The 23,315-nt window shown below is 71.4% G+C and carries 19 protein-coding genes, 5 tRNA genes and 1 riboswitch; of the genes, 12 read left to right on the plus strand and 12 right to left on the minus strand.

Annotated elements, in window-relative coordinates; translation table 11 throughout:
• Nucleotides 1-22 precede the first annotated feature (22 nt).
• The 3 genes from lhgO to QFZ74_RS14860 all read left to right on the plus strand — a co-directional run bounded on the left by lhgO (nucleotide 23) and on the right by QFZ74_RS14860 (nucleotide 3,716).
• A complete protein-coding gene (gene lhgO / locus QFZ74_RS14850) occupies nucleotides 23-1,231 on the plus strand; it encodes an L-2-hydroxyglutarate oxidase (protein ID WP_373462386.1) in 1,209 nt (402 codons plus the stop codon).
• Between the two features lie 71 nt (nucleotides 1,232-1,302).
• A complete protein-coding gene (gene trmB, locus QFZ74_RS14855; protein ID WP_373462387.1) occupies nucleotides 1,303-2,145 on the plus strand; it encodes a tRNA (guanosine(46)-N7)-methyltransferase TrmB in 843 nt (280 codons plus the stop codon).
• Between the two features lie 173 nt (nucleotides 2,146-2,318).
• Entirely contained in the window at nucleotides 2,319-3,716 is a 1,398-nt protein-coding gene (locus tag QFZ74_RS14860; protein WP_307621295.1) for a PrsW family intramembrane metalloprotease, read from the plus strand.
• A 112-nt stretch (nucleotides 3,717-3,828) separates the two neighbouring features.
• Here the strand turns inward: QFZ74_RS14860 and QFZ74_RS14865 are convergent, their stop codons facing one another.
• The 4 genes from QFZ74_RS14865 to QFZ74_RS14880 form a co-directional block, all read right to left on the minus strand.
• Entirely contained in the window at nucleotides 3,829-4,878 is a 1,050-nt protein-coding gene (locus tag QFZ74_RS14865; RefSeq protein ID WP_307621296.1) for a M23 family metallopeptidase, read from the minus strand.
• 7 nt (nucleotides 4,879-4,885) lie between these two features.
• Nucleotides 4,886-5,045: riboswitch (cyclic di-AMP (ydaO/yuaA leader) on the minus strand.
• 332 nt (nucleotides 5,046-5,377) lie between these two features.
• Nucleotides 5,378-5,451: transfer RNA gene (locus QFZ74_RS14870), tRNA-Met, on the minus strand.
• A 109-nt stretch (nucleotides 5,452-5,560) separates the two neighbouring features.
• Nucleotides 5,561-6,691, minus strand: a complete 1,131-nt coding sequence (locus tag QFZ74_RS14875; RefSeq protein ID WP_307621297.1) for a dihydrofolate reductase family protein — start codon at nucleotides 6,689-6,691, stop codon at nucleotides 5,561-5,563.
• Between the two features lie 392 nt (nucleotides 6,692-7,083).
• Nucleotides 7,084-8,118 (minus strand): hypothetical protein, encoded by a 1,035-nt coding sequence (locus QFZ74_RS14880; protein ID WP_307621298.1) that lies wholly within the window; start codon nucleotides 8,116-8,118, stop codon nucleotides 7,084-7,086.
• Between the two features lie 393 nt (nucleotides 8,119-8,511).
• On the opposite strand from QFZ74_RS14880, the gene QFZ74_RS14885 reads away from it, so the two are divergent.
• Nucleotides 8,512-8,805 carry a hypothetical protein gene (locus QFZ74_RS14885; RefSeq protein WP_307621299.1) on the plus strand — a complete coding sequence of 98 codons (294 nt, stop codon included), beginning with the start codon at nucleotides 8,512-8,514 and terminating at the stop codon, nucleotides 8,803-8,805.
• 407 nt (nucleotides 8,806-9,212) lie between these two features.
• Here the strand turns inward: QFZ74_RS14885 and QFZ74_RS14890 are convergent, their stop codons facing one another.
• From QFZ74_RS14890 to QFZ74_RS14900, 3 genes are read right to left on the minus strand one after another with little or no spacing between them, the layout of a single operon-like run.
• The gene (locus QFZ74_RS14890; protein WP_307621300.1) at nucleotides 9,213-9,644 is read right to left on the minus strand and encodes an arsenate reductase ArsC; all 432 of its coding nucleotides are present in this window, start codon (nucleotides 9,642-9,644) and stop codon (nucleotides 9,213-9,215) included.
• Between the two features lie 29 nt (nucleotides 9,645-9,673).
• A complete protein-coding gene (locus tag QFZ74_RS14895) occupies nucleotides 9,674-10,408 on the minus strand; it encodes an MIP/aquaporin family protein (protein WP_307621301.1) in 735 nt (244 codons plus the stop codon).
• A complete protein-coding gene (locus QFZ74_RS14900; RefSeq protein WP_307621302.1) occupies nucleotides 10,405-10,776 on the minus strand; it encodes a helix-turn-helix transcriptional regulator in 372 nt (123 codons plus the stop codon). Before QFZ74_RS14900 ends, QFZ74_RS14895 begins: the two co-directional genes overlap by 4 nt.
• 110 nt (nucleotides 10,777-10,886) lie before the next feature.
• Between QFZ74_RS14900 and arsM the strand changes: the two genes are divergently transcribed.
• The 3 genes from arsM (at nucleotide 10,887) to QFZ74_RS14915 (ending at nucleotide 14,197) form a co-directional block, all read left to right on the plus strand.
• Nucleotides 10,887-11,693, plus strand: a complete 807-nt coding sequence (gene arsM / locus QFZ74_RS14905; protein WP_307621303.1) for an arsenite methyltransferase — start codon at nucleotides 10,887-10,889, stop codon at nucleotides 11,691-11,693.
• A 1,419-nt stretch (nucleotides 11,694-13,112) separates the two neighbouring features.
• The gene (locus tag QFZ74_RS14910; RefSeq protein WP_307621304.1) at nucleotides 13,113-13,781 is read left to right on the plus strand and encodes a YeeE/YedE family protein; all 669 of its coding nucleotides are present in this window, start codon (nucleotides 13,113-13,115) and stop codon (nucleotides 13,779-13,781) included.
• Nucleotides 13,781-14,197: a YeeE/YedE thiosulfate transporter family protein gene (locus QFZ74_RS14915; protein ID WP_307621305.1), complete on the plus strand. Its 417-nt coding sequence runs from the start codon at nucleotides 13,781-13,783 to the stop codon at nucleotides 14,195-14,197. Before QFZ74_RS14910 ends, QFZ74_RS14915 begins: the two co-directional genes overlap by 1 nt.
• Nucleotides 14,198-14,251: 54 nt before the next feature.
• Here QFZ74_RS14915 and QFZ74_RS14920 read toward each other — a convergent pair.
• The 5 genes from QFZ74_RS14920 to QFZ74_RS14940 form a co-directional block, all read right to left on the minus strand.
• A tRNA-Lys gene (locus QFZ74_RS14920) sits at nucleotides 14,252-14,324 on the minus strand.
• Nucleotides 14,325-14,423: 99 nt separating this feature from the next.
• Complete coding sequence (locus QFZ74_RS14925) at nucleotides 14,424-15,980, minus strand: amino acid permease (protein ID WP_307621306.1); 1,557 nt, start codon at nucleotides 15,978-15,980, stop codon at nucleotides 14,424-14,426.
• A gap of 186 nt (nucleotides 15,981-16,166) precedes the next feature.
• On the minus strand, nucleotides 16,167-18,410 hold the full coding sequence (locus tag QFZ74_RS14930; RefSeq protein WP_307621307.1) for a DEAD/DEAH box helicase: 2,244 nt from the start codon (nucleotides 18,408-18,410) through the stop codon (nucleotides 16,167-16,169).
• Nucleotides 18,411-18,662: 252 nt separating this feature from the next.
• Nucleotides 18,663-19,199 (minus strand): hypothetical protein, encoded by a 537-nt coding sequence (locus QFZ74_RS14935; protein WP_307621308.1) that lies wholly within the window; start codon nucleotides 19,197-19,199, stop codon nucleotides 18,663-18,665.
• 123 nt (nucleotides 19,200-19,322) lie between these two features.
• Nucleotides 19,323-19,673, minus strand: coding sequence for a metallopeptidase family protein (locus QFZ74_RS14940; protein ID WP_307621309.1), 351 nt, complete (start codon nucleotides 19,671-19,673; stop codon nucleotides 19,323-19,325).
• Nucleotides 19,674-20,080: 407 nt separating this feature from the next.
• Here QFZ74_RS14940 and QFZ74_RS14945 point away from each other — a divergent pair, with 407 nt between their 5' ends.
• From QFZ74_RS14945 to QFZ74_RS14965, 5 genes are all read left to right on the plus strand, one after another.
• The gene (locus QFZ74_RS14945; protein ID WP_307621310.1) at nucleotides 20,081-21,697 is read left to right on the plus strand and encodes a metallophosphoesterase; all 1,617 of its coding nucleotides are present in this window, start codon (nucleotides 20,081-20,083) and stop codon (nucleotides 21,695-21,697) included.
• Nucleotides 21,698-21,777: 80 nt separating this feature from the next.
• Nucleotides 21,778-21,850 (plus strand) — tRNA-Glu (locus QFZ74_RS14950).
• A gap of 38 nt (nucleotides 21,851-21,888) precedes the next feature.
• Nucleotides 21,889-21,963: transfer RNA gene (locus QFZ74_RS14955), tRNA-Asp, on the plus strand.
• Between the two features lie 29 nt (nucleotides 21,964-21,992).
• Nucleotides 21,993-22,066: transfer RNA gene (locus QFZ74_RS14960), tRNA-Phe, on the plus strand.
• A gap of 155 nt (nucleotides 22,067-22,221) precedes the next feature.
• Nucleotides 22,222-23,244 (plus strand): hypothetical protein, encoded by a 1,023-nt coding sequence (locus QFZ74_RS14965; protein ID WP_307621311.1) that lies wholly within the window; start codon nucleotides 22,222-22,224, stop codon nucleotides 23,242-23,244.
• Nucleotides 23,245-23,315: the final 71 nt, after the last annotated feature.

A 23,315-nucleotide genomic window follows, 5' to 3' on the forward strand; every position in this document is an offset into this window, starting at 1 on the left:
ATCGAGGTGGGAGGTGGTGCGGGTGCCCGAGGTTGCGTACGACTGTGACGTGCTGGTGGTCGGCGGTGGGATCGTCGGTCTGGCGACGGCGTATGCGATCACGCGCGCCGCGCCGGGCACGGCGGTGACGGTCCTGGAGAAGGAGCCCGGTCCCGCCCGGCACCAGACGGGACGCAACAGCGGCGTCATCCACAGCGGGATCTACTACCGGCCCGGTTCCCTGAAGGCGCGGTACGCGGTGCGGGGCGCCGCGGAGATGGTGAAGTTCTGCGCCGAGTACGGCGTCGCCCACGCCGTCACCGGCAAGCTGATCGTCGCCACGGACCGCGCGGAGCTGCCCCGGCTGCACGCCCTGGTGCAGCGCGGCCGGGAGAACGGGATCCCGGTGCGGGAGCTGGGCCCCGCGCAGATCATGGAGCACGAGCCGCTGGTCCGCGGGCTCGCGGCGATCCACGTCGGGACGACGGGCGTGTGCGACTTCACCAGCGTCGCCCGGACGCTGGCCCACGCGTCCGGCGCCGAGATCCGGTACGGCTCGCGGGTCGTGCGCGTGGACCGGCGCCCGGAGCGCGGGGTCGCCGTGCTCACCTCGGGCGGCGACGTCGTACGGGCGCGGGTGATGGTGAACTGCGCCGGCCTGTACTGCGACGAGGTGGCCCGGCTGACCGGGGACGACCCCGGGGTGCGGATCGTGCCGTTCCGCGGGGAGTACTACGAACTGGCCCGGCCCGAGCTGGTGCGGGGCCTGGTGTATCCAGTGCCTGACCCGGCGTTCCCCTTCCTCGGGGTCCATCTGACGAAGGGCATCGACGGCGGCGTCCACGTCGGCCCGAACGCGGTCCCCGCGCTGGCCCGCGAGGGGTACGGCTGGAGCGTCGTACGCCCCCGGGAGCTGGCCGGGACGCTGGCGTGGCCCGGCGCGCGGGCGCTGGCCCGCCGGCACTGGCGCTACGGCGCGGGCGAGCTGCGCCGGTCGGTGTCGAAACCGGCGTTCGTGGACGCGGTGCGCCGACTGCTGCCGGCGGTGGAGAGCCGCGACCTGGTGCGCGCGGCCCCGGGCGTACGGGCCCAGGCGGTACTGCGCGACGGCACCCTGGTGGACGACTTCCTGATCCACGAGGCGCCCCGCGCCGTCCACGTGCTGAACGCGCCGTCCCCGGCGGCCACGGCCTCCCTGCCGATCGGGCGGGAGGTGGCGCGCCGGGCGCTGGCGATGCTGGGGGAGCTGTGACGCGGTCGACGCCGCCCGGGGCGGCCCGAGCCCGGGGTACGCGGTCCTCGCCCACGTAAAATCGAGGCACTGTGTCTGACTCCGTGAACTCCCCCGAAACCTTCGGCGCCACCGGTACGGCCGACGCGCCCGGCACCGCGCTGCCCGCCTCCGGTGCGCCCGTCCAGCAGGTCCGGGCCAAGGGGGAACCGCGGTTTCCCGACGGTCCGCAGCCCGATCCCGCCGGTTCGCACTTCGAGCGGCGGATCCGCAGCTTCCAGCCGCGGCGGAGCCGGGTGACCACGGGACAGGCGGACGCGCTCCAGCGGCTGTGGCCGAAGTGGGGGCTGGACATCGACGGTCAGCGGGTCCTCGACCTGGGCGAGCTGTTCGGCAACGACCGGCCCGTCGTGCTGGAGATCGGCTTCGGCATGGGCGAGGCCACCGCGCAGATGGCCGCCGGCGACCCCGGCACCAACATCCTCGCCGTCGACGTGCACACCCCGGGGCAGGGCAACCTGCTGGCCCTCGCCGAGCGGGGCGGGCTCACCAACGTCCGCGTCGGCAACGGCGACGCGATCATCCTGCTCCGCGAGATGCTGCGCCCCGACGCCCTCGACGGGCTGCGCGTCTACTTCCCCGACCCCTGGCCCAAGAAGCGCCACCACAAGCGGCGGCTGATCCAGCCGGAGTTCCTCGGCCTGGCCGCCACCCGCCTCCGGCCGGGCGCGATCGTGCACTGCGCGACCGACTGGGAGCCGTACGCCGAGCAGATGCTCGAGGTGCTCGGCGCGCACCCGGACTTCGAGAACACCGTGCCCGGGGGCGGTTTCGCACCCCGGCCCGCACACCGGCCGCTGACCCGTTTCGAGGGGCAAGGACTGGACAAGGGACATGTGGTGAACGATCTGCTGTTCCGTCGCGTGGAGCGCTGAGGAGTCGCTGAGGAGTCGCTGACCGGGGCGGCGCCGGGGACCGCGGACCGTTCCCGTCCCGGACGGCCGGGCCGGTCGTCGGTCGTCGGTCGTCGGTCGTCGGTCGTCGGTCGTCGGTCGTCGGTCGTCCATTTGTTCCCCCGTTGTCAGAGTCGATCACTAGAGTCGATGCCGTGGCCACCCTCCCGCCCTGCCCGACGCCGCCCACCGGTCCCGACGGTCCCAGCGACCACGGGGCGCGGCGGCACGCGCACTGGTGGCAGCGCCGGCGGGTGCGGTGGGCGGCGCTGATCACCCTGCTCGCGCTGTCCGGGCTGGTCATCCTCGCGCTGGTGCGGGAGCAGACCGGTACGGAGGGGTTCCTGGTCGGGCTGGGGCTCGCGGTGCTGCCGGTGCCGCTGCTCATGGCCGCCTTCCGCTGGCTGGACCGGGTCGATCCCGGCCCCTGGCGGAACCTGATCTTCGCCTTCGCCTGGGGAGCCTGCGCGGCGGCTCTGGTCGCGATCATCGCCAACACCTTCGCCACCCACTGGATAGCCACGGCGACCGCCGATCCCTCGGGCGCCCACACCGTCGGCGCCACCGTCGTAGCGCCGATCGTCGAGGAGTCCGCCAAGGCCGCGGCCGTCGTCCTCGTGTTCGTCTTCCGCAGACGGGACTTCACGGGAATCGTCGACGGGGTGGTGATAGCGGGCTTCACCGCCACCGGCTTCGCCTTCACCGAGAACATCCTCTATCTCGGCACCGCCTTCGGCACCGACCAGCTCGCCGGCCACAGCGGGATCGTCTCGGTCACCGCCGCCACCTTCTTCGTGCGCGTCGTCATGTCCCCGTTCGCGCACCCCTTCTTCACCGTGCTCACCGGCATCGGCTTCGGCATCGCCGCGCAGGCCGCCGCCCGGCAGCGCACGCGCCGCGTCCTGCTCCCGCTGTGCGGGCTGCTGCTCGCGATGAGCATGCACGCGCTGTGGAACGGCTCGGCCTCCTTCGGGGCGCTCGGCTTCCTCGCCGTGTACGCCGCCTTCATGGTCCCCGCGTTCGGTGTGCTGACCTGGCTGGTGATCTGGACCCGCCAGCGCGAGCTGCGCACCGTCCGCGACGAGCTCCCGGCCTATGTCATGGCGGGCTGGATGAGCCCGGCCGAGCCGTTCGCGCTGGGTTCGATGGGCGCGCGCCGCGCGGCCCGCGACTACGCCCGCCGCTACCTGGGCAAGCCGGGGGCGCGGGCCGTGGCGCAGTACGAGGCGTACGCGACGTCCCTGGCGTTCCTCCGCCACCGCGGCCGGCTCGGCCGGGCGGGGCCCGACTTCGTCCTGCGCGAGCGGCAGTTGCTGACCGAGCTGTGGAACCGGCGGCAGGTCGCGCGCCCGGCCCTGGAATACGCGGCCCGGATCTCGTCCCCCGTACGCGTGCCCCCGCAATGGCCGGGGCACGGGATACAGCAGGGCGGTACGGCATACGGAGTGCAGCAGGGCGGTACGGCGTACGGGGCGCCGGGCGCGTACGGATACCCGTCGGGTCCGGGGAGGTATCCCGGACCGTTCGTCCACCACAACCCGTACCGGTCGTAGCCGCGCACCTCCTGCCCCGGGAAAGTCCCGGGAAACGCCGGACCGGCAGCCCTGACGTCGGGGGGTTGCCGTCAGGACCGCCGGTGACCGGGGGAGCGTGCGAAAGGAGCGGTCAGGGGTTGACGCCCTTGCCGCGCAGCCATGCCATCGGGTCGATGCCGATGGGCTGGCCGTCCGGGTGGACCTCCAGGTGGAGGTGCGGGCCGGTGACGTTGCCGGTGGCGCCGACGCGGCCGATGACGTCGCCGGTGGAGACCTTCTGGCCGACGCTGACGTTGATCGACGACTGGTGGCAGAACCACAGCTCGGTGCCGTCGTCCAGGGTGAGGACCGTGCGGTAGCCGTAGGAGCCGGCCCAGCCCGCCTGGGTGATGGTGCCGCTGTGGATGGCCTTGATCAGCGTGCCCGTGGGAGCGGCGAAGTCGAGACCGGTGTGGTAGCCGGAGGACCACATGGAGCCGGCCTGCCCGAAGAGGCTGGTGAGCGTGTACGAGGAGGTCGGCAGCGCGTACTGCTTGGCGAGCTCGGCCAGCCGGGCCGCCTCGGCCGCCTTCTTGGCCTGGGCCTCCGCCTGCTCCTTGGCCGCGGCCGCCTTGCTCGCGGCGGCCTGCTCCGCCTGAGCGGCGGCGTCGGCGACCTGCTTGTCGGCGGCGGCCACGGCAGCGGCGGCGGCCTTGCTTTCCGCCTGGCCCTGCTGCTGCTCGGCCTGGGCCATGATCCGGTTGCGCAGCGCCTCACCGGCGTCGCCGGCATCTTCCGCGTTGTCGGTCCCGGTCATGCCCACGGAGCTGAGCGCGGTCGCGGAACCCTGGGGAGCGGAGGGCTCGTCCTCCAGCAGGGAGCCGACGGCCGGCAGGTGGGACACGGGCAGGTCGGGCATGGAGATCGAGACCGGCGGCTTGCCGGCGTGCGCGCTGGCCATGCCGCCCGCGCCGACGGCGGCCATGACGCCGACGCCCAGAACGGTGGAGCTGCGGGCGAGCCCGCCGCCGCGCTGCTTGGCGACGCGGTGCCGGCCGCGTACCGGACGAGTGGAGTCCTCGGTCGGGTTCCACTCCTCCCAGGGGCCCTCGTCGGTGGAGTAACTGCCGTAGCCGAACGCCTCGGTGCCACGCTGACTCGGCACGAAGGGGGCTGCTGGGGCGGGCCGGTTGGACGCCACGCGGGCGTGCTCCTTTCCTTCCGTCGCCTACCGGGTTAGCTGACGGGTTCGGAGCAGGAAGGTCTCCTACGCGCGTATACCTGCCGTGTTTCCACGGCGATATCCGCGTGATTCACCCCAAGGTGGTGGTTCCCCGGTTCCCTCGCGGGATTCGGCGCGTGCGCACGGAGCCGCCTCTTGTGACGGCTGGGACGACCGCGCTGCGTTATCGAACGTTAATAGACCCGCGGGGGAGATTCCAAGCCGTTCCTCTTGATCGTCAAGGTTTGCAGGGGTGGACTTACGAGCCATCACCGGCGAAACCCGGGCGACTTGACCACCCCTCAGCGAAGCCCGGGCAAACCTTTGCCGTCTGACGGTATGTCAGTTGTTACGCGGAGGGCTCCGGATCACTCACATTCAGTGATGGAGCCCGTACGGGGGTGGGGTTGCAGTCGGCGGCCCAGGAAAACACTCAGGGCCGGAATCCATGATCTGGATTCCGGCCCTGAGTCTTCAGTAGCGGGGACAGGATTTGAACCTGCGACCTCTGGGTTATGAGCCCAGCGAGCTACCGAGCTGCTCCACCCCGCGTCGTTGAAACCAGTGTACGTCATCCGCGGGACCGAATGCACACGCGTTCCGCGCGGGCCCCGACCAGCCCGGGAAGCCGGCCGCGATCGGCCCGTGAAGCGGGCCGCGATCAGCCCAGCAGGTGGCCGTTCGGCTCCTTGGCCGGGGCCTCGTACTCGGGCAGGACGACGACGTCGGCGCCCCCGGCCGCGAGCAGCCCGCTCCCGTCGGCGCCCGGGACGAACGTGTCCGGCTCGCGCCAGGCCGTCACCACCCGGCGTACCCCGGACTCAAGGATCAGCCGGGCGCAGGGAGCGGGGCGTGAGGCGCGGCGGGCGCAGGGTTCGAGGCTGCTGTACACCGTGGCGCCGGCGAGCAGCGGATCACCGGGCTCGATCTTCGCGAGGGCGGCCTCCTCGGCGTGGACCACCGGGTCGTCCCCTTCCCGGGAGTACCCGCGGGCCAGCTCCGTCCCGTCGGCCGCGACCACGACCGCGCCCACGCTGAACGCCGTGCGCGAGGGCGGGCACAGCGCCGCGAGCTCGCAGGCGATCCGCATCCAGTGCCGGTCGGCGGCGATGACCGTCTGTCCGGCGCCGGGGGCGGTCGGCTCGTAGCGCATCAGGACGATGTCCTCGATGCGCCGCGACTCCAGGAGGCGCAGGCGTCCGGCCTGGTAGTCGCCCGGCCCGAACAGCCGGGGCGCCTTCGGGTCGCCCACGAGCAGCGGGGCGAGGACCAGCTGGAGCTCGTCGGCGAGGCCCTGGCGGAGCAGCTGCGTGTGGACGGCCCCGCCGCCCTCGACCATCAGACGCCGGACCCTGCGCACCTCGTACAGGTGCGTGAGCAGGGCCCGCCAGTCGAGGTCGGGGCCCAGCGCGACGATGTCGGCCGCGATGCCCAGCCCCCGGGCCCGCTCCGCGCCGCGCTCGGTCGTGCAGAGGAGCTTCTCGCCGCCGGTGTGCCAGAACTTCGCGCCCGGATCGAGGTCGCCGGAGCCGCTGACGGTGACCTTGAGCGGGTACTCCGTCTTCCCGGCGGCGACCCGGGCCGCCCGGCGCGCGGGCGCGTTGACCAGGAGCCGAGGGTTGTCGGCGCGGATGGTGCCGGCGCCGACCAGGATCGCATCGACGGACGCCCGCACCTCGTCGACCCGGTCGAAGTCGGCCGGACTGGAGAGCAACAGCCGCTCGGGACCGGTGTCGTCCAGGTAACCGTCGAGGGAGACGGCGGCGGAGAGGAGGACGTACGGGAAGGGCATCGGCGTCCTCCGGGCGAGGAGAAGGGCGGGTGGTGCGAGGCGCATCAAACCTACCGGGAGAGCCGACGCCTTCGGCCGCTGGCCAGGGCCACCGGACGGGACGCGAACCGGGGCCACCGCCGTGGGACAGGCGGTGGCCCGAGGCCGACAGACCCGTACGCGGTGCGCTGGGACGCCAGGGCGGAATTCGCCTGGGCGCCCGCCCGCGTCCGTACCACCGGTGCCGGAGGCCGCGGGCACGGATGGCTGCGCCGAGCAGACCTACCGGGAGAGCCGACGCTCTCGGCCGCCGGCCAGGGACGCCAGACGGAACACGAACCGGGCCACCGCCGTAGGAGAGGCGATGGCCCGGGGCCGATTAAGCAGTGCGCGCGGTGCGCTGGGGCGTCAGGTCAGACGCAGACCAGACCCAGCACGCAGATGTTCGACGGCGAGGTCGATATCAGGGAGGGATTCGTCTGGGCGCTGCTCGCGTCCGTACCGCCGGTGCCGGAGGTCGCGGGCGCGGACGGCTGCTGCGTGGTGGTCCCGCTCGGGACCTGCGACGTGGCGTCGCCCGTGCTCGGGGTGCTGGTCTGCGTGTCCGAGACCGGGGCCGCGGTCGAGGCGGCCGGGTGGGAGGCAACGGGGCCCGACTGCGTGTGCCGGACGCTCGGCGCCGCCGTGTGCGGCGCGGTGTGGGCGCCCGTAGCGGACGGCGCCTGGTGCTGCGCGGCGGCCTGGGCCGGCGCCGAGTGGTCAGCGGGCTCGGCGTGCCGCGGGCGGTCGGTGCCGCGCGAGGAGCGGGGCGTGGTGTGCTGCGGGGACGACGGCTCGCTGAAGTCGCCCGCCCTGTCCTGCGCGGAGCCCATGGGCCTGTCGTCCGGGGCCGAACTCGCCTGAGCCTTGACGTTGGACTGGCGGTCCATCGAGTTCAAGGTCAGGCCGCCGCCGACGAGCGCGACGGCGGTCGCGACCACGGCCCGGCGCTGGTTCTTCTTCCAGCGGGCCAGCTGGCGACGGCGCGCGGCGCGGCCCTTGGACGCGGGCGGGGCGTCGTCGACGTCCTCGACACCGGCGTACGCGGTCTCCTGCGCGCCGGTCGCGGTGGCCGCCGTGGTCGCAGTGGTCGGCGTGGTCGCAGTGGTCGGCGTGGTCGCCCTGGTCGCTGTGGTCGCCGTGTCGTCCCACAGCGGTTCGGAGTCCTCGGGCCAGCCGGCCGAGACCGTGAACGTGCCGTTGGCCGTCCTCGTGCCGCCCGTCGCCGTGGCGGTGGACGGGGGTGCGAACGACGCGTGGGCCGGGCCGGGGGCCTCGCTCGTACCGGCGGAACCGCCGTCCTCGGCGCCCGCGTTGATGAAGGCGGCGATGTCCGGTGCGTAGGCGCCGCAGCCGGGGCACACCAGGGCACCGTTGAGGTGCCGACGACACGAGGAGCAGTAGTCCATCTGTGGTCTTCCTGGATGGGCGGCGCCGTCGGCCCGGCTGGGCCGCGGCCTGATCGCGCTCGCACGCGAGATCGAGCAGCCTGCAACGCTAACGAGCGATTAGAAAGGCGGCGTGCATCCCTTGTGACGCTCCTGCAGAGATCTTCTGGAACTCACGTGAGCCTCACCCGTCCCAGTACGCCTCAACCGCACCGGCGTTCCGCGCGTCGTGCGGTGGTCGAGACCTGACCTGAACTTCGCGAACTTCACACAGGAAGCCCCGGCTCGGATCACACGCGCGTCGCCTGTCCGAGTGCCTTCCGCACGCCGCCCGAACGCGGGACGCACGGCCGGGGATACCTGGTCTCACGCAAGACGACCTGGAATTCTTCGGGATCGACGAGGAGATCAGCTATGTACGCAGTGGTCCGGCGCTACGAAGGCGTCACCGACCCCGCCGAGGCGGGCCGCCGAGTGGACGAGGACTTCATTCCCCTCCTCCGAGAGGTCCCCGGCTTCATCGCCTACTACTGGATCGACGCCGGCGACGGAGTCATGGTCTCCACCAGCATCTACGAGGACCGAACCGGCGCCGAGGAATCCATCAGCCGAGCCGCCGACTTCGTACGCGACAACCTCGCGCCCCTCCTCCCCAACCCGCCGCAGGTCGCGGCCGGCCCGGTCGTGGCGGCCCGGCTGACACCCTAGGAAGGCCCGGAAAACGAAGCAGCGTCCGAGCCGGTTCGATCGGCTCGGACGCTGCTTCGCGGGTCGGTCCTGTGCATGACCCGCGAGTGGATCATGACGGCTTTCCGTCGGACTGTTCACAAGGGCGCCGGATTCGTGACCATCGCTCGGCACCAGTGACATTCAGGTGGCACAGGGCGCTGATCGAAGTGACCCGATCATGAGGGTCGAGGCGCTCGTTCTCCCGGGGAGGTACGCGGGCGCCGACCGCAGGAGCGGGCTGGTCCCCCCGTGCCGGCTCGCCCCTGCTCGCACACGGCAGCCCTGGTGTCCCACGTGGCAGTGGCGCCCGGGCTGCCGTGTGCTCCCGGACAGCCAGATCCTCAGGGACCGACCACCGCGGTTACCGAGCAGGGCTCCCGCCGAGTTCAGGCTGAGGCTGACGCCGCCGGGATGCCCAGCTCGGCCAGCAGGCCGCGCACGCGCTGTTCGATCTCATCCCGGATCGGCCGCACGGCTTCCACGCCCTGGCCCGCCGGATCCTCGAGCCGCCAGTCCAGGTACCGCTTGCCCGGAAAGACGGGGCAGGCGTCCCCGCACCCCATCGTGATCACCACGTCCGAGGACTGCACCGCCTCGGTGGTGAGCACCTTCGGCGTCTGGGCGGAGATGTCGATCCCCAGCTCCGCCATGGCCTCGACGACGGCCGGGTTGACCTCGTCGGCGGGAGCGGAACCGGCCGAGCGCACCTCGACCCGGTCACCGCCGAGGTGGGTGAGGAAGGCGGCGCCCATCTGGGAGCGGCCGGCGTTGTGAACACAGACGAACAGCACGGAGGGACGCGGGGCAACGGCGCTCATGGCGGGTGTCCTTGCAGGTGGAGAGGAAGTCAGGAGGAGGTGAGCTCGGGCTCGCCGTGCGGGACGACGACTTCGTCCCGCAGGCGGGCGGGACGTCCGTACACCACTGCCACGGCGGCCAGCCCGAGTACGGCGCCCAGCAGTTGTGCCGCGATGAACGGGGCGACGGAGGCGGGCGCGATCCCGGCGAAGGTGTCGCTGAAGGCACGACCCACGGTTACGGCGGGATTCGCGAAGGAGGTGGAGGAGGTGAACCAGTAGGCGGCCCCGATGTAGGAGGCCACGGCCACCGGGGCCAGGGCAGCGCGGCCGGCGCGCTCCAGGCCGAAGACGAGCAGGATCAGCCCGGCCGTGGCAACGACCTCCGCCAGCCACACATGGCCGGCGGACCGGTCGTGGGTGGAGAACTTCACCAGCGGCTCGGCGAACATGGCGTCGGCCAGCACCGCTCCGCCGATCGCGCTGGCAACCTGCGCGAGAACGTACGCCGCAACCTCCCGCGGACTCGGCCCCGCGCCGGTGCGGCGGCCGGCGAACCAGGCGGCCAGGGTGACGGCGGGATTGAAATGCGCACCAGAGACCGGCCCGAGCAGGGTGATCAACACGCCCAGTCCGAAGACGGTGGCCAGCGAGTTGGCCAGCAGTTGTACGCCGACGTCATGGGACAGCTCCGTCGCCTGGATACCGGAGCCCACGACGATGGCCACCAGCAGCCCGGTGCCCACCGCTTCCGCGGCGACACGGCGGCCGAGGGGCGCGGTCACTCCGCCACCTCCGCGGTCCGCGACGTCGTCAGGAACCCGGCGAGTCTGTCCAGAATGCCGGGCAGCACCCAGTAGTACACCCACGTCCCACGACGCTCGCAGTCGATCAGACCGGCCTGCCTCAACAGCTTGAGGTGGTGGGAGATCGTCGGCTGCGACAGATCGAAGGCCGGCGTCATCTCGCACACGCAGACCTCGCCGCCCTCCCGCGACGCGATCATCGACAGCAGACGCAGGCGCACCGGGTCGCCCAGCGCCTTGAAGACTCTCGCCAGCTCCGTGGCGCGTTCGTCGTCCAGCGGCGCGGCTGCCAGACCCGGGCAGCACGCGGCGTCCTGCCCGATCACCTCAAGCTCCTGTTTTGACATACCTCTATGTTGACGTTTCTCGATCCAAGGCGCAAGGTGGCATCAACGAACGTCGATACAGACCGTTCCGTTCTGGGCATCGCCATGCCCCGTCACTCAGGAGAGACGTGATGAGCGAGCAGTCCACCGACCTGCGTGAGACCGTCCGCCGGCGGTACGCAGCCGCAGCCGTGAAGGTCAGCGAGGGCGGCTCCGCGTGCTGCGGGCCCGAGTCCGTCGATGTCGACATCGACATCGACATCGACATCGACATCGACATCGACGGGAGCTTCGGCTCCGCCCTCTACGCCACCGATCAGCGCGACGCCCTGCCCGCAGAAGCGGTCGCCGCCTCCCTCGGCTGCGGCAACCCCACCGCCGTCGCCGAACTCCGCGAGGGCGACCGCGTCCTGGACCTCGGCTCCGGCGGGGGCATCGACGTCCTGCTCTCCGGCCGCCGCGTCGGCCCCACCGGCAAGGCGTACGGGCTGGACATGACCGAGGAGATGCTCGCCCTCGCCCTGGCCAACGCCGAGAAGGCGGGAGCCACCAACGTGGAGTTCCTCAAGGGCACCATCGAGGCGATCCCGCTGCCCGCGAACACCCTCGACGTGGTCATCTCGAACTGCGTGATCAACCTGTCCGTCGACAAGGCCGCCGTCTTCGCCGAGACCTTCCGCGTCCTCAGGCCCGGTGGCCGTATCGGCGTCTCCGACGTCGTCGCCGAGGACGCCCTCACCCCCGAACAGCGGGCGGAGCGCGGCGATCACGTCGGCTGCATCGCCGGCGCGCTGTCCTTCGCCGAATACCGCGCCGGCCTTGCGGCCGCCGGCTTCACCGGCATCGACATCACCCCCACCCACTCCGTCGCGGACGGCATGCACTCCGCCATCATCCGCGCCACCAAGCCGACGACTCGCGATACGACCCCCGAGTAAAGGCCGGGGGGCGAAAACAGCGCCACGCGGTTAGGCGACCAGCGCCGATGAGTTCGTCTCAATACGCCGGTTTCGGCGTCGGCCTCGTACTCGGTTTCGCTTGTCACTCCCGAGTTCGAAATCAGGGGGTCTCATGGCGAAATAGCCAAACCCTCGGACCAAAAAGGGCCGAAGCAAGCACACGCGAATAATTACCTCATGCCGGGCTTTTCACCCAATCAATGAGCCGCGCCCACCAGCCGGCCGCCGATCGGTCCGGTGCATCCCCTGGACCTCGAGGAGGGTGTGCGCCTCGCGGTGGCCCGTCCTGTCGGGCCGCCACCGATTCCGATCGAGCAGTCACTTCCACTGTGCCCGCATGCCTGCGTTCCGCCGGGTCACATGCGCACCGCTGAGCCGTTGGCACACCCGTGAGCACTTGGTCCACATGTCGCCCACAGCCCTCGAAGGTCATTTTCCGGCACGACCGGCAGACAGCACGTCGGCACATGTTTCCCTCCATCAGTCCTTCGTTCGAGATCCACATATTCACACCGCGACCACAAAAGATTCCAGCAACATGCGCAGGTTCTCCATGAAAAGCCGACTCGCGACGGCACGGCCGTGACACGAGGCCACCTCACGAGCCAAGCGGTTTGGCTGGAAAATTCCCTCGGGTTGCTCGGGACACCGAAACAATGATTGCATCTCGCCCGGTCGAAAAAATGGGGGACTCAGCGCCTTATCTGTCACTGCCGTCACCGCGTTGCTTTCAGACCGTCGACCGGGCGCGGCGAGGGCAAGAACCGAGAACGGCAACCGCTCTCCTGAAACGGATGGTGCGCGCCGTTCAGGAGGGAGCAACGTGGGTTGCTCACACGCCACAGAATGCCCCCTTTTCCCCCTGCTCAGGGCGAGCCTGCAAGGTTGGCGCGACTACTACTGCGACAGCGAGGGTCAGTGGCGCGACTGTGCGCGCTACCAGGTGTCACTGACCGGCGAGCGCGTGCCCATCAACCTGCTGCCCAACGGAGCCCGCGCACGGCACCTCGAAGACGCGCCAGCGGCGGGCCAGGGCGGCGGCGCCGGCCCAAGGAGCGCACCCCGCCAGGACCCGCCGGCCCAACCCGCTCCAGGGTCACCGCAGCCCGCGCCCTGGTCGCTGCCGACGCCGGGCCGGCCACCTGAGCCGTCAGAGCACGGACCCGCGGCACCGGAGGCCACGGCCCCGTTCGGGGCAACACCTCCGCCGACATCCTGGGTAACTCCTCCGCCCGCCTCCTGGGTAACACCGCCACAGGCACCTGCCTGGCATCACCAACCGTCACCACCCCCACAGACTCACCAGCCCTCGGACGGCCGCTCTCGACGCGCGCGGCAGGCGCCCAGCTCGAAGCGCGGCTTGTGGGCTCGATTCATCGATTGGATGGGAGGACCCGCGTGAGTACCTATTGGCCCTGGTGGGCGGGCGCTGCCGGGCTCGCTCTGGTCACCATCACCTACACCCTCATCACCGATCGGTCTTTCGGGGTATCTGCCGCGTGGGACCGCGTGTTGCACTGGCGCCGCGAACGTCATCTCGAGCTGACGGACGAGGAGTTCAGCGACGACCACGCTCTCGCCGAGGCGCTCGCCGCAGCTACGGCAGAGCACTTCGGCACTAGCGGCGGTGCCGGCACCACTGCGTCCACCATGCCGCAGGCTCCGTACGCGACCTCGCAGCCGCTCGAAGCGGACGCCGAACCGGCGGCGAGTGAGCGCCCCGCGGCCACGAGCCTGCGCCCGGCCCCGCTGGTCACCCAGGCCGCCCTGCTGATATCGGTCTTCCTCGGCGGGTTCATCGCCGCGGTCACCTCCGGGCGGTTCCACCTCCGCTACGACATGGGCCCGGGTTTCCGGGACCTGGTCACCGCCGATCCGATCACCATGATCGCCCTGCTGTTCGTGGGAGGCGTGCTGGTCGGCTTCGGCACTCGGCTGGCCGGCGGGTGCAGCTCCGGCCACGGACTCAACGGCTGTGGCCGTCTCCGCCCGGTCAGCCTCGTCGCGACCGCCGTGTTCTTCGGCACCGCCGTCGCGGTGTCGTTCCTCCTGTGGAAGGTGATCTGATGCGTACCCGGGGCGCAATCCTGCTGGCCAACATCATCACCGGACTGGCCCTCGGCTTCACCGTCACCAACATCGGCTTCGGTGACTACGCCGAGCTGAACCGCATGTTCACCTTCCAGGACCTGCGCATGTTCCTGTCCTTCGCCGGCGCTGTGGCGATCATCGTGTGCGCGTTCGCCCTGCTGCGGGTCCGCCGCACCCCGGGGCGCATCCACGCCGGCGTGATCCCCGGCGCGGTGCTGTTCGGCACGGGCTGGGCGATCTCCGGCGGCTGCCCCGCCATCCCGATCATCCAGGTCGCCAGCGGATACCTGCCCGCCCTGATCACCATCGCCGGCGTCATCGTCGGCATCCGGCTGTGCCGCTGGGCCAACGCCCGGTACTTCCACCTCGACCGCGGCTCCTGCGGGCTGTGATCCCGGGACGAAGACGCCCCCAGCTCAAATCCCTCTGAGCTGGGGGCGATTCGGTAGGCCCTGTGGGACTCGAACCCACAACCAATGGATTAAAAGTCCACTGCTCTGCCAATTGAGCTAAGGGCCCAGGCGATGTTGCCACCCCGAGCATAGCCGGACGCGGCCGTGTCTCCGATCGGGTATCGGGGACGCGGCCGCGTCGGGCGGCGGAACGGGTCAGGAACCGTCAGGGATCGACCGGTTCGGGGGTGTCGGTGAGGGGGGTCTGGTCGGTGGGAGGAGTGTCGGCCGCCGTGCGGGGGTGGGCCGGGTCGAGGAACCAGTGGCGGGCCGACGCCAGCCACCAGGTGGCGGCGAAGCCCAGGACGACGAGGACGGCGACCGGGGCGTAGTTGAAGTTCTCGCTGGTGACCGGGGCGACCTGGGGAAGCATGAAGAGGATCGTGATCACGCCGACCCACACGACCGCGACGATCCCGACCGGCTGCGACCAGCGGCCCAGGTGCCACGGCCCCCGGACGAAGGCCGCGCCCTTGCGGACGCGGAGCAGGGTCGGGACGACGTACGCGATGTAGAGGCCGATGACGGCGATGGACGTCACCGCCGCGTACGCGGTCACGTTGATCAGGTACGGCAGACCGAGGGCCAGCGCGCCGCCCGCCGCCAGCCACACCGCGGCCACCGGGGTGCGGGTGCGCGGGCTCACCGTGTGCCAGACGCGCGAGAACGGGAGCGCGCCGTCGCGTGAAAAGGCATAGATCATGCGGCTGTTGGCCGTCACCGACGCCATCCCGCAGAACAGCTGCGCGCCGATCACCACGAGCAGGAGCAGCTTGCCGGCGGTCGCGCCGAGTGCGTCGAGCAGGATCTGGGCCGGCGGCGCCCCCGTCGGGGAGGCGAGCTCCTTGTCGTACGACTGGATCGCGAAGGTGAAGCCGAGGAGCAGCACGAAGCCGGCCACCCAGGAGGTCCAGATGGAACGGACGATGCCCTTCGGGCCTGCGGTGGACGCGTCGTGCGTCTCCTCGGTCATGTGGGCCGAGGCGTCGTAGCCGGTGAACGTGTACTGGGCCATCAGCAGTCCCAGGAGCACCACGTACGGCCCGCTGCCCCAGCCTGTGTTGTTCACGAAGTGGGTGAACACGAAGGACGCCGACTGGTGGTGGTCGGGGACGAGGGCCAGCGCGCCGACGATCACCGCGACGCCCAGCACGTGCCACCACACGCTCACGTCGTTGAGGAGGGCGACGATGCGCACGCCGAAGGTGTTGAGCAGACCGTGGAGGACGAGAATCGCGGCGAAGAGCAGGACCGTGCGGCCCGGGGTGATCTCGAAGCCGAACTGGAGGTTCAGCCAGGCGCCCAGGAAGGACGCCGCGCCGAAGTCGATGCCCGCCGTCACCGCGACCTGGCCCAGCACGTTGAACCAGCCCGTGAACCAGGCCCACGCGGCCGCCGAGCGCGGCGGTGCCAGGCGGTGGGCCCAGAAGTACAGGCCCGCCGAGGTCGGGTAGGCCGAGCAGATCTCGGCCATCGACAGGCCGACGAACAGCGTCATCAGGCCGACGGCCACCCATCCCCAGGTGATCACCGCGGGGCCGCCGGTGTTCATGCCGAAGAGATAGAGGGTCAGACAGCCGGACAGGACCGAGATGATCGTGAAGGAGACGGCGTAGTTCGAGAACGCCGACATCCGGCGGGCGAGGACCTGGGTGTAACCGAGCTGGGCAAGCCGTTCCTCGTCCGACAGCCCGCTGCTGCTCTCCGTCGCGTCGTTTGTCATGCCCCCAGCGTTTCCCCGACGGGGTTATGACATGCGTCACAGGATGGTGGAGGCGAGCACCCCGGCTTGTGGGCGACGCGTTTCCGGGACGCCGAAGGGCCCGTACGAACAGTGTCGTACGGGCCCTTGACGGGACGTCACTCGGCGTCAGGCGTCAGGCGTCAGGCGCCAGCCGCCTCGGCTGTGTCAGCCGTTGCGCTTCCAGCGCGGCTTGTCGTCGCGGCGGCCGAAGGAGCCACCGGTGCCGCGGTGGTCGTCACGGCGGCCGTACGGGCGCTCGTGGCCGCCGGTGGGCGTCCCCCCGCTCGCGGGACGCCGAGAGTGGGGGAGGGAGCCCGGACGGTCGTCGCGGCGGTCGCGGTTGAACGGACGGTCGCTGCCACGGTGGCCGCCACGGTCGTCGCGACGCTCGAAGCCACCACGGCCGCCACGGTCGTCGCGACGCTCGAAGCCGCCACGGCCACCACGGTCGTCACGGCGGTCGCGGTCCTGGCGGAAGCCACCACGGTCGCCACCGCGGTCACCCCGGTCGTCGCGACGCTCGAAGGAACGGCCGCCACGGTCGTCACGGCGCTCGAAACCGCCACGGCCACCACGGTCGTCACGGCGCTCGAAGCCACGGTCACGGTCGCGGTCCTGGCGGAAGCCGCCACGGTCGTCGCGACGCTCGAAACCGCCACGGCCACCACGGTCGTCACGGCGGTCGCGGTCCTGGCGGAAGCCACCACGGTCGCCACCGCGGTCACCCCGGTCGTCGCGACGCTCGAAGGAACGGCCGCCACGGTCGTCACGGCGCTCGAAGCCACCACGGCCACCACGGTCGTCACGGCGGTCACGGTCCTGACGGAAGCCACCACGGTCACCACCGCGGTCACCCCGGTCGTCGCGACGCTCGCGGCGCTCCGTGCGGTCGACGTCCTGCGCGTCCGGCTGCTCCGGGACGGACACCTCGACGGCGGCCATCGCCTCGGCCGCCGACGCCTGGGCCTCGGCCACCGCGGCCTCCGGGTCGTCGCCGCGCTCGCGGGCGACCCTGGCGACCAGGCGGTCGGCGTCCTCGCGCAGCTCGGCGGCGCGGCGCTGGGCGCGCTCCAGCTGCTTGGTGAGCTGGGCGACCTCGCGCTCGGCCTGCTGGGCGGCGTTGCCCGCGGACTCGGCCTGGACCTCGGTCATCGAGCGGGCGCCGGTGATCTCGGCGACCTCCGGGTCGAAGGCGGCACCGCCCTGGATGATGTGACGGCCGGCGTCGACGCCGGCGTCCTCCATGAGGCGGAAGATCTGACGGCGCTGGTGCGGCAGCGACAGGGAGACGACCGTGCCGGTGCGGCCGGCGCGGGCCGTACGGCCGGCGCGGTGCAGGTAGTCCTTGTGGTCACCGGCCGGGTCGACGTTCAGGACCAGGTCGATGCCGTCGACGTGGATGCCTCGGGCGGCGACGTCGGTGGCGACCAGGACGTTGACGTAACCGTCCTTGAAGTCGGCCAGCGTGCGGGTGCGCGCGCCCTGGGTCATGCCGCCGTGCAGCGCGTCGGCCTTCACACCAGCGTCGCGCAGCTGCTCGGCGACGCGGTCGGCGCCCAGCTGGGTGCGGACGAAGATGATCGTGCGGCCCTTGCGGGAGGCGATCGCGGCGGTGACCGGCGCCTTGTCCTTGGGCTTCACGATGAGGATGTGGTGCGACATGGTCGTCACCGCGCCCTGGGCGGCGTCGACCTCGTGCGTGACGGGGTTGCTCAGGTACCGCTTGACCAGCGTGGAGATCTCGTTCTCCATCGTCGCGGAGAACAGCATCCGCTGACCGCCCGCCGGGACCTGGTCCAGCAGCTCGGTGACCTCGGGCAGGAAGCCCAGGTCCGACATCTGGTCGGCCTCGTCGAGGACGGTGATCTGCACGTCCTCCAGGGAGCAGGCGCCGCGGTTGATGATGTCGCGCAGACGGCCCGGGGTGGCGACGAGGATGTCGACGCCGCGCTCCAGGGCGTAGATCTGGTTGCCCATCGAGGTGCCGCCGCAGACGACCTTCATCTTCAGGCCGACGACGTCGCCGTACGGCTGGAGGGCGTCCGCGACCTGCATGGCCAGCTCACGGGTCGGGGTGAGGATGACCGCGCGGGGGCGCTTCTTCTCGGTGCGGCCGCCGGCCAGCAGGGCCAGGGTGGGCAGACCGAAGGAGAGGGTCTTGCCGGAGCCGGTGCGGCCGCGGCCCAGGATGTCCTTGCCGGCCAGGGCGTCCGGGATGGTCGCGGCCTGGATCGGGAACGGGGTGGTCACACCGTTCTGCGCGAGCTTGCGCACGACACCCTCGGGCAGGCCGAGGGAAGCGAAGGTGATCTGAGGGGTTTCGATGGTCTCTTCGACCGCGGTCTCCGCGGTCGGCTCGTCGACGTCGTCCTCGGACACGACGATGGGATCAGCACTGGAAACGGACATGCGAATGCGAAACCTTCCGGAGTCTCGTCGGCACGCGCCCGTCAACTCCGTGATGCGCAATACGACCGCCTCAATGCGATCAGCCACGGCAAAGGAGAGAACGCGCCACACGGCGCGCTCTGCAATGGCGCCGGGCAAATGGGATCAAACGATCTACCACCATACGCACCCTGCACCCCTCAAAGCAAACCGGGTGCTCCGCCCCGCACATGGGGCCGATTCGCGCCCCGCCGCCGCGTCGGAACCGCGCTCTCAGGCCGGGACTCCAGCCGCCGGCGCCGGCTCGCGTCGCACCAGCTGCGGGCCCGCCTCCGCGTGTGCCGACGACGACGGTTCGGCCGTGGGCGGAGTCGGCGGGGTGGTGGGCGGGTCGGGGGTCGCCGGGGGCGGTGTCGTCGTCGGCTCCGCGGTCCGGGGCGGGGTCGGCTGCGGCTGGGACGGCGCCGGGTCGCCCGCCCTCGGGCTCCGGCCGCGGCGCTGCGCGGGTCCGGTCGGGGCCGCCGTCGTACCGTCGGCCCCGGCGCTGCCCGACGGTGCGGCCGACTCCGACTCGTCCGCCTTCGCCTTGCGCCCGTGTCCGTGCGCGCTGTCGCCGTCGCCCGCCCGACCGCCCTCGGCGCCCGACACCCCCGGCACGCCGTCCGGCGCCTCGCCGCCGCCGCGCCGCCCGGCCGAGTGGCTCGGCCCGGTGCGGCCGCCGTCGTCGCCCACGTTCACACAGCCGGTGGCCGCGGCGGCCAGGGCCATCAGCGCCGCGGCGAGTCGCACGGGTACGTACAAGGGGCGCACGGCGGCCACCTCCGAGGGCGGGCGGGTGAAGCAGTCGACCTGCCCAACTCCCGCCGTCCACAAGAGGACACGCGCACCCGCGTGACGGGACGCGGCGCGGGCGGCCGCAAACACGTTCGCCGCTCAGCCGTATCCGAGCGCGTGCAGCCGGGACTCGTTGATCCCGAAGTGGTGCGCGATCTCGTGCACGACGGTCACCTCGGCCTCCGCGACGACGTCCTCCCGCGTCGCGCACATCCGCAGGGTCGGCCCCCGGTAGATCGTGATCCGGTCCGGCAGCACGCCTGCGTACCACTCACCGCGTTCGGTCAGCGGAGTCCCCTCGTACAGCCCGAGCAGCTCGGGATCGTCGGACGACGGCTCGTCCTCGACGAACACGGCGACGTTGTCCATCAGCCGCGTCAGCTCCGGCGGGATCCGGTCCAACGCCTCGGCCACCAGTTCCTCGAACTCCTCGCGCGTCATCTCCAGCACAGGACCCATTGTCCGGCACGGGGGCCACCGGGCGAGAGCCGGGAGCGCCCGCATTTCCGAGCCGAGGGCACGGGCGTCTCCGGGTGAGGGCACGCGCGTCTCTGGGCGATGGCCCGGGCGCCTCCGGCATTAGGGCACCCCCTGGGGTCAGGGACCCAGGCTCCATCGGGTCGGGGACACAGGCGTCTCCGGTCCGAGGGCACCCACCCGGTCGGGCCGGGAAGCCGCACATCCGGGTGGGCACGCGCCCTCCGGGCGACGAAACAGGCGCCTCCGGGGCGACGGCACCGACTCCATCCGGAGCAGAGCCAGTCCCGCGCAGCTGAAGCCGAGCCGAAGCCGGGGCCGCCATTACCGGAGCCGAGGGCGTCCGCATATCCGTCGCGGGGCTTGGGCATACGGGACCAATGGCCCGCGCCGCTGTCCACGCCGCCGTCCGCACCCTGAGCCGCGTACGAGACGCCGCGGCCCGCCGCCTCACGCGCCCTCGTGGCCCGCTGCGCCCGCGCGGCGCTCGCAGAGCAGGCGGCTCCCGTCCCGCCCTCGAACTCTCCGCCCGCCCGCACCCCTGGGCCCGCGCCCTCGGCATGACGGCGGTCGTCCTGATCGGCGCGTGGCTCGGACTGCTGGTCGTCGGGAACGTCCGCACGCCCGTCGGGCCGATGAACACGACGATGACCCTGCGCCCCTCCTTCACCGGCGGCACGAAGATCAACGTCTCGCCGCTGGGCGCGCTCACGCTCGACAGCCATGTCGCCCCGGTCCGCCTGGACGTCAACGTCGACCAGCTCGACCCGCTGCGCGCCCAGGCGCTGATCGACCACCCGGAGCGCCTCTCCGGTCTCCAGGACGAGATCGCCCGCGACGTCGAGCGCGGCACCGCCGATCTGGCCGTACGCTCCTGCGTCGCCGTGGTCGTCGGCGCCACCACGCTGGGCCTCGCGGTCTACCGCCGGCCGCGCCGCGCACTCGCCGCGGGCGGGCTGGCCCTGACCCTGCTGGCCGCCTCGGGAGCGACGGCGTACGCGACCTGGAACCCCAAGTCGGTCCTGGAGCCGAAGTTCTCCGGACTGCTCTCCTCCGCGCCCTCACTCGTCGGAAACGCGCGCAGCATCGTCACGGAATTCGACGTCTACCAGAAGGAGTTGGCGCGCCTGGTGACGAACGTGACCAAGCTCTACGACGTCACGTCCACGCTGCCCGCCTACCGGCCGGACCCGACCACCATCCGGGTGCTGCACGTCTCCGACATCCACCTCAACCCGGCGAGCTGGACGATCATCGCCTCGCTGGTGAAGCAGTACAAGGTGAACGTGATCGTCGACTCCGGCGACACGATGGACCACGGCAGTGCCGCGGAGAACGGTTTCCTGGACGCCGCGTCCCATCTGGGGGCGCCGTACGTCTGGGTGCGGGGCAACCACGACTCGCTGCTCACCCAGGACCACCTGGAGCACATGAAGAACGTGTACGTCCTGGACGACGGGCGGGCCGTCACCGCGGCGGGACTGCGGTTCGCCGGCATCGGGGACCCCCAGTTCACCCCCGACCGCTCCTCGCGGCCCGGCGGCGACGCGGCGGAGGAGCTGGCCGGCGACCGTCTCGCCACGGCGCTGCGCGACCAGCGGACGGCCGGGACTCCGGTGGACGTCGCCATCGCCCACGAACCGGCGGCCGCCCGGGAGACGGACGGGGACGTGCCGCTGGTGCTGTCGGGGCATCTGCACCATGAGGGAACGGAGGTCATGCCGTTCGGGACCCGGCTGCGCATCGAGGGCTCGACGGGCGGGAGCGGGCTGCGCGCGGTGGAGGGCAAGTACCCGGATCCGATCCAGGCGTCGATCCTCTACTTCGACCGCGACACCCGCCGGCTCCAGGCCTGGGACGCGATCAGACTGGGCGGCCTGGGACTGACGACGGCCGAGGTCAGCCGCCATCTCCCCAAGGAGAACCAGCCCGGCGCCACGACTCCCCCGACCCCCTCCGGGACGGTCTCGGGAAGCCCTTCCCGCACGGGCCCGTAAACCGTTTTGGCGATCCTCCCTGCCATCCCATATGCTTCTCACGTCCCCGACGCGCTGAGAAGCGCGCAGGCGGGCCGATAGCCCTCATCGTCTAGCGGCCTAGGACGCCGCCCTTTCAAGGCGGTAGCACGGGTTCGAATCCCGTTGGGGGCACGCAAGATCGTGTGCGACACTGTCGTACGCAACAGCTTGGTCCTGTGGAGCAGTTTGGAGTGCTCGCCACCCTGTCAAGGTGGAGGCCGCGGGTTCAAATCCCGTCAGGACCGCTGAGGTTTCGTTTCACGTGAAACCTCGTGGCTGGGTAGCTCAGTTGGTACGAGCGATCGCCTGAAAAGCGATAGGTCGCCGGTTCGACCCCGGCCCCAGCCACAATCGCCCTCTGAGGGCATACACCCCCACTGGAATCATCAGTGGGGGTGTTCTTCATATCCGCGCCGACACGAGGCAACCCGCTGGTAGTCCGGGTCGTGTCGGCGGTGCCTGCGGCTCGGGAGTACCGCAGGGGTGAAGCTGTGCGCCGCCCTGTGACGTTTCTTGATCTTCGTGCGCTCCTCTACCGGGGCCGGATCACCGGCCCCGACCCGGAGGAAGGGGCTCAGGTGCGCTTCAAGAAGGCCGCGTTGACCGTCACGCTGGCGATCGCGACCAGTCTGCCGCTGGCAGCGGGGACCGCAACGGCGGAGGAGACTCAGGGACCGGGCCGGCTCACCGGCACCGACTATTCGGGCAGCTCCCCTGCACTGGTCTCCCTCAACCCCGTCAGTGGATCCGTCACCGCCACCCTCGCCCAGGGCGCAGAGGACGGCGTGCTCTCGCCCAGCGGCTCGCAGGTGGCATACATCCACCGGCGGGACACCTGCACCCCGCAGACCGAAGGCTGCGCTCACGGATCAGACCTGGTCGTCGCCGGCGCGGACGGCAGCGACGCGCAGGTCCTGGTCGCCGGCATCGGCTCGGAAGCCGGTGGCGTCCCGTACGTCGGACACCCGGACTGGTCCCCCGACGGAGAGCGGGTCGTCTACGAAACCGAAACCGGCCTGGGCTGGATCAAGGCCGACGGCACCGGAGGCGAGGTCCTCACCCCGTACGGCACCCGCGGCACCTTCTCGCCCGACGGCCGGAGCATCGCCTTCCTGAGGAGCACCTCCTACGAGACCGAGGAAGGCTGGGACGTCGGCACCGACGTCTACGTCCTCAACACCGACACCCGCGAGGAACGGCAGCTCACGACCAGCCACGACGTGGGGGACTCTCCGGTCGACTGGTCCCCCGACGGCAGTCGTCTCGTCTACGCCACCGACTACGACCTGCACACCGTCGATGTGGCCACCGGTGCCATCACCAGTCTGCCGAACCAGTGGACCCCGGCCCTGTCCTACTTCCGGACCCCTGTCTATTCCCCCGACGGCACCCGGTTCGCCTTCAACGCCTTCGACCAGGCGGCCGGCGCGAGCGCCACATACGTCGTCGACGCTGCCGACGGCGGCAACCTCCGCAAGCTAACGGACCGTCCCACGACGTTCACCGACTGGCTCCCCAACGAGTAGAACCCCGAGGGAGGGCGGCTGCCGCTGCTCGGTGGCCGCCCGCCCAAAACCGTTCGCCACGAATTTCCCCG

It is taken from the genome of Streptomyces sp. V3I7 (assembly GCF_030817495.1).
Classification (GTDB): Bacteria; Actinomycetota; Actinomycetes; order Streptomycetales; family Streptomycetaceae; genus Streptomyces.

Bases quoted from the DNA above. Each gene is read 5' to 3' on its own strand.
- QFZ74_RS14875 (WP_307621297.1), bottom strand. From the start codon at position 6,691: ATGCCCTTCCCGTACGTCCTCCTCTCCGCCGCCGTCTCCCTCGACGGT.
- QFZ74_RS14880 (WP_307621298.1), bottom strand. From the start codon at position 8,118: ATGGACTACTGCTCCTCGTGTCGTCGGCACCTCAACGGTGCCCTGGTG.
- QFZ74_RS14885 (WP_307621299.1), top strand. From the start codon at position 8,512: ATGTACGCAGTGGTCCGGCGCTACGAAGGCGTCACCGACCCCGCCGAG.
- QFZ74_RS14890 (WP_307621300.1), bottom strand. From the start codon at position 9,644: ATGAGCGCCGTTGCCCCGCGTCCCTCCGTGCTGTTCGTCTGTGTTCAC.
- QFZ74_RS14900 (WP_307621302.1), bottom strand. From the start codon at position 10,776: ATGTCAAAACAGGAGCTTGAGGTGATCGGGCAGGACGCCGCGTGCTGC.
- arsM (WP_307621303.1), top strand. From the start codon at position 10,887: ATGAGCGAGCAGTCCACCGACCTGCGTGAGACCGTCCGCCGGCGGTAC.
- QFZ74_RS14915 (WP_307621305.1), top strand. From the start codon at position 13,781: ATGCGTACCCGGGGCGCAATCCTGCTGGCCAACATCATCACCGGACTG.
- QFZ74_RS14925 (WP_307621306.1), bottom strand. From the start codon at position 15,980: ATGACAAACGACGCGACGGAGAGCAGCAGCGGGCTGTCGGACGAGGAA.
- QFZ74_RS14930 (WP_307621307.1), bottom strand. From the start codon at position 18,410: ATGTCCGTTTCCAGTGCTGATCCCATCGTCGTGTCCGAGGACGACGTC.
- QFZ74_RS14945 (WP_307621310.1), top strand. From the start codon at position 20,081: ATGGCCCGCGCCGCTGTCCACGCCGCCGTCCGCACCCTGAGCCGCGTA.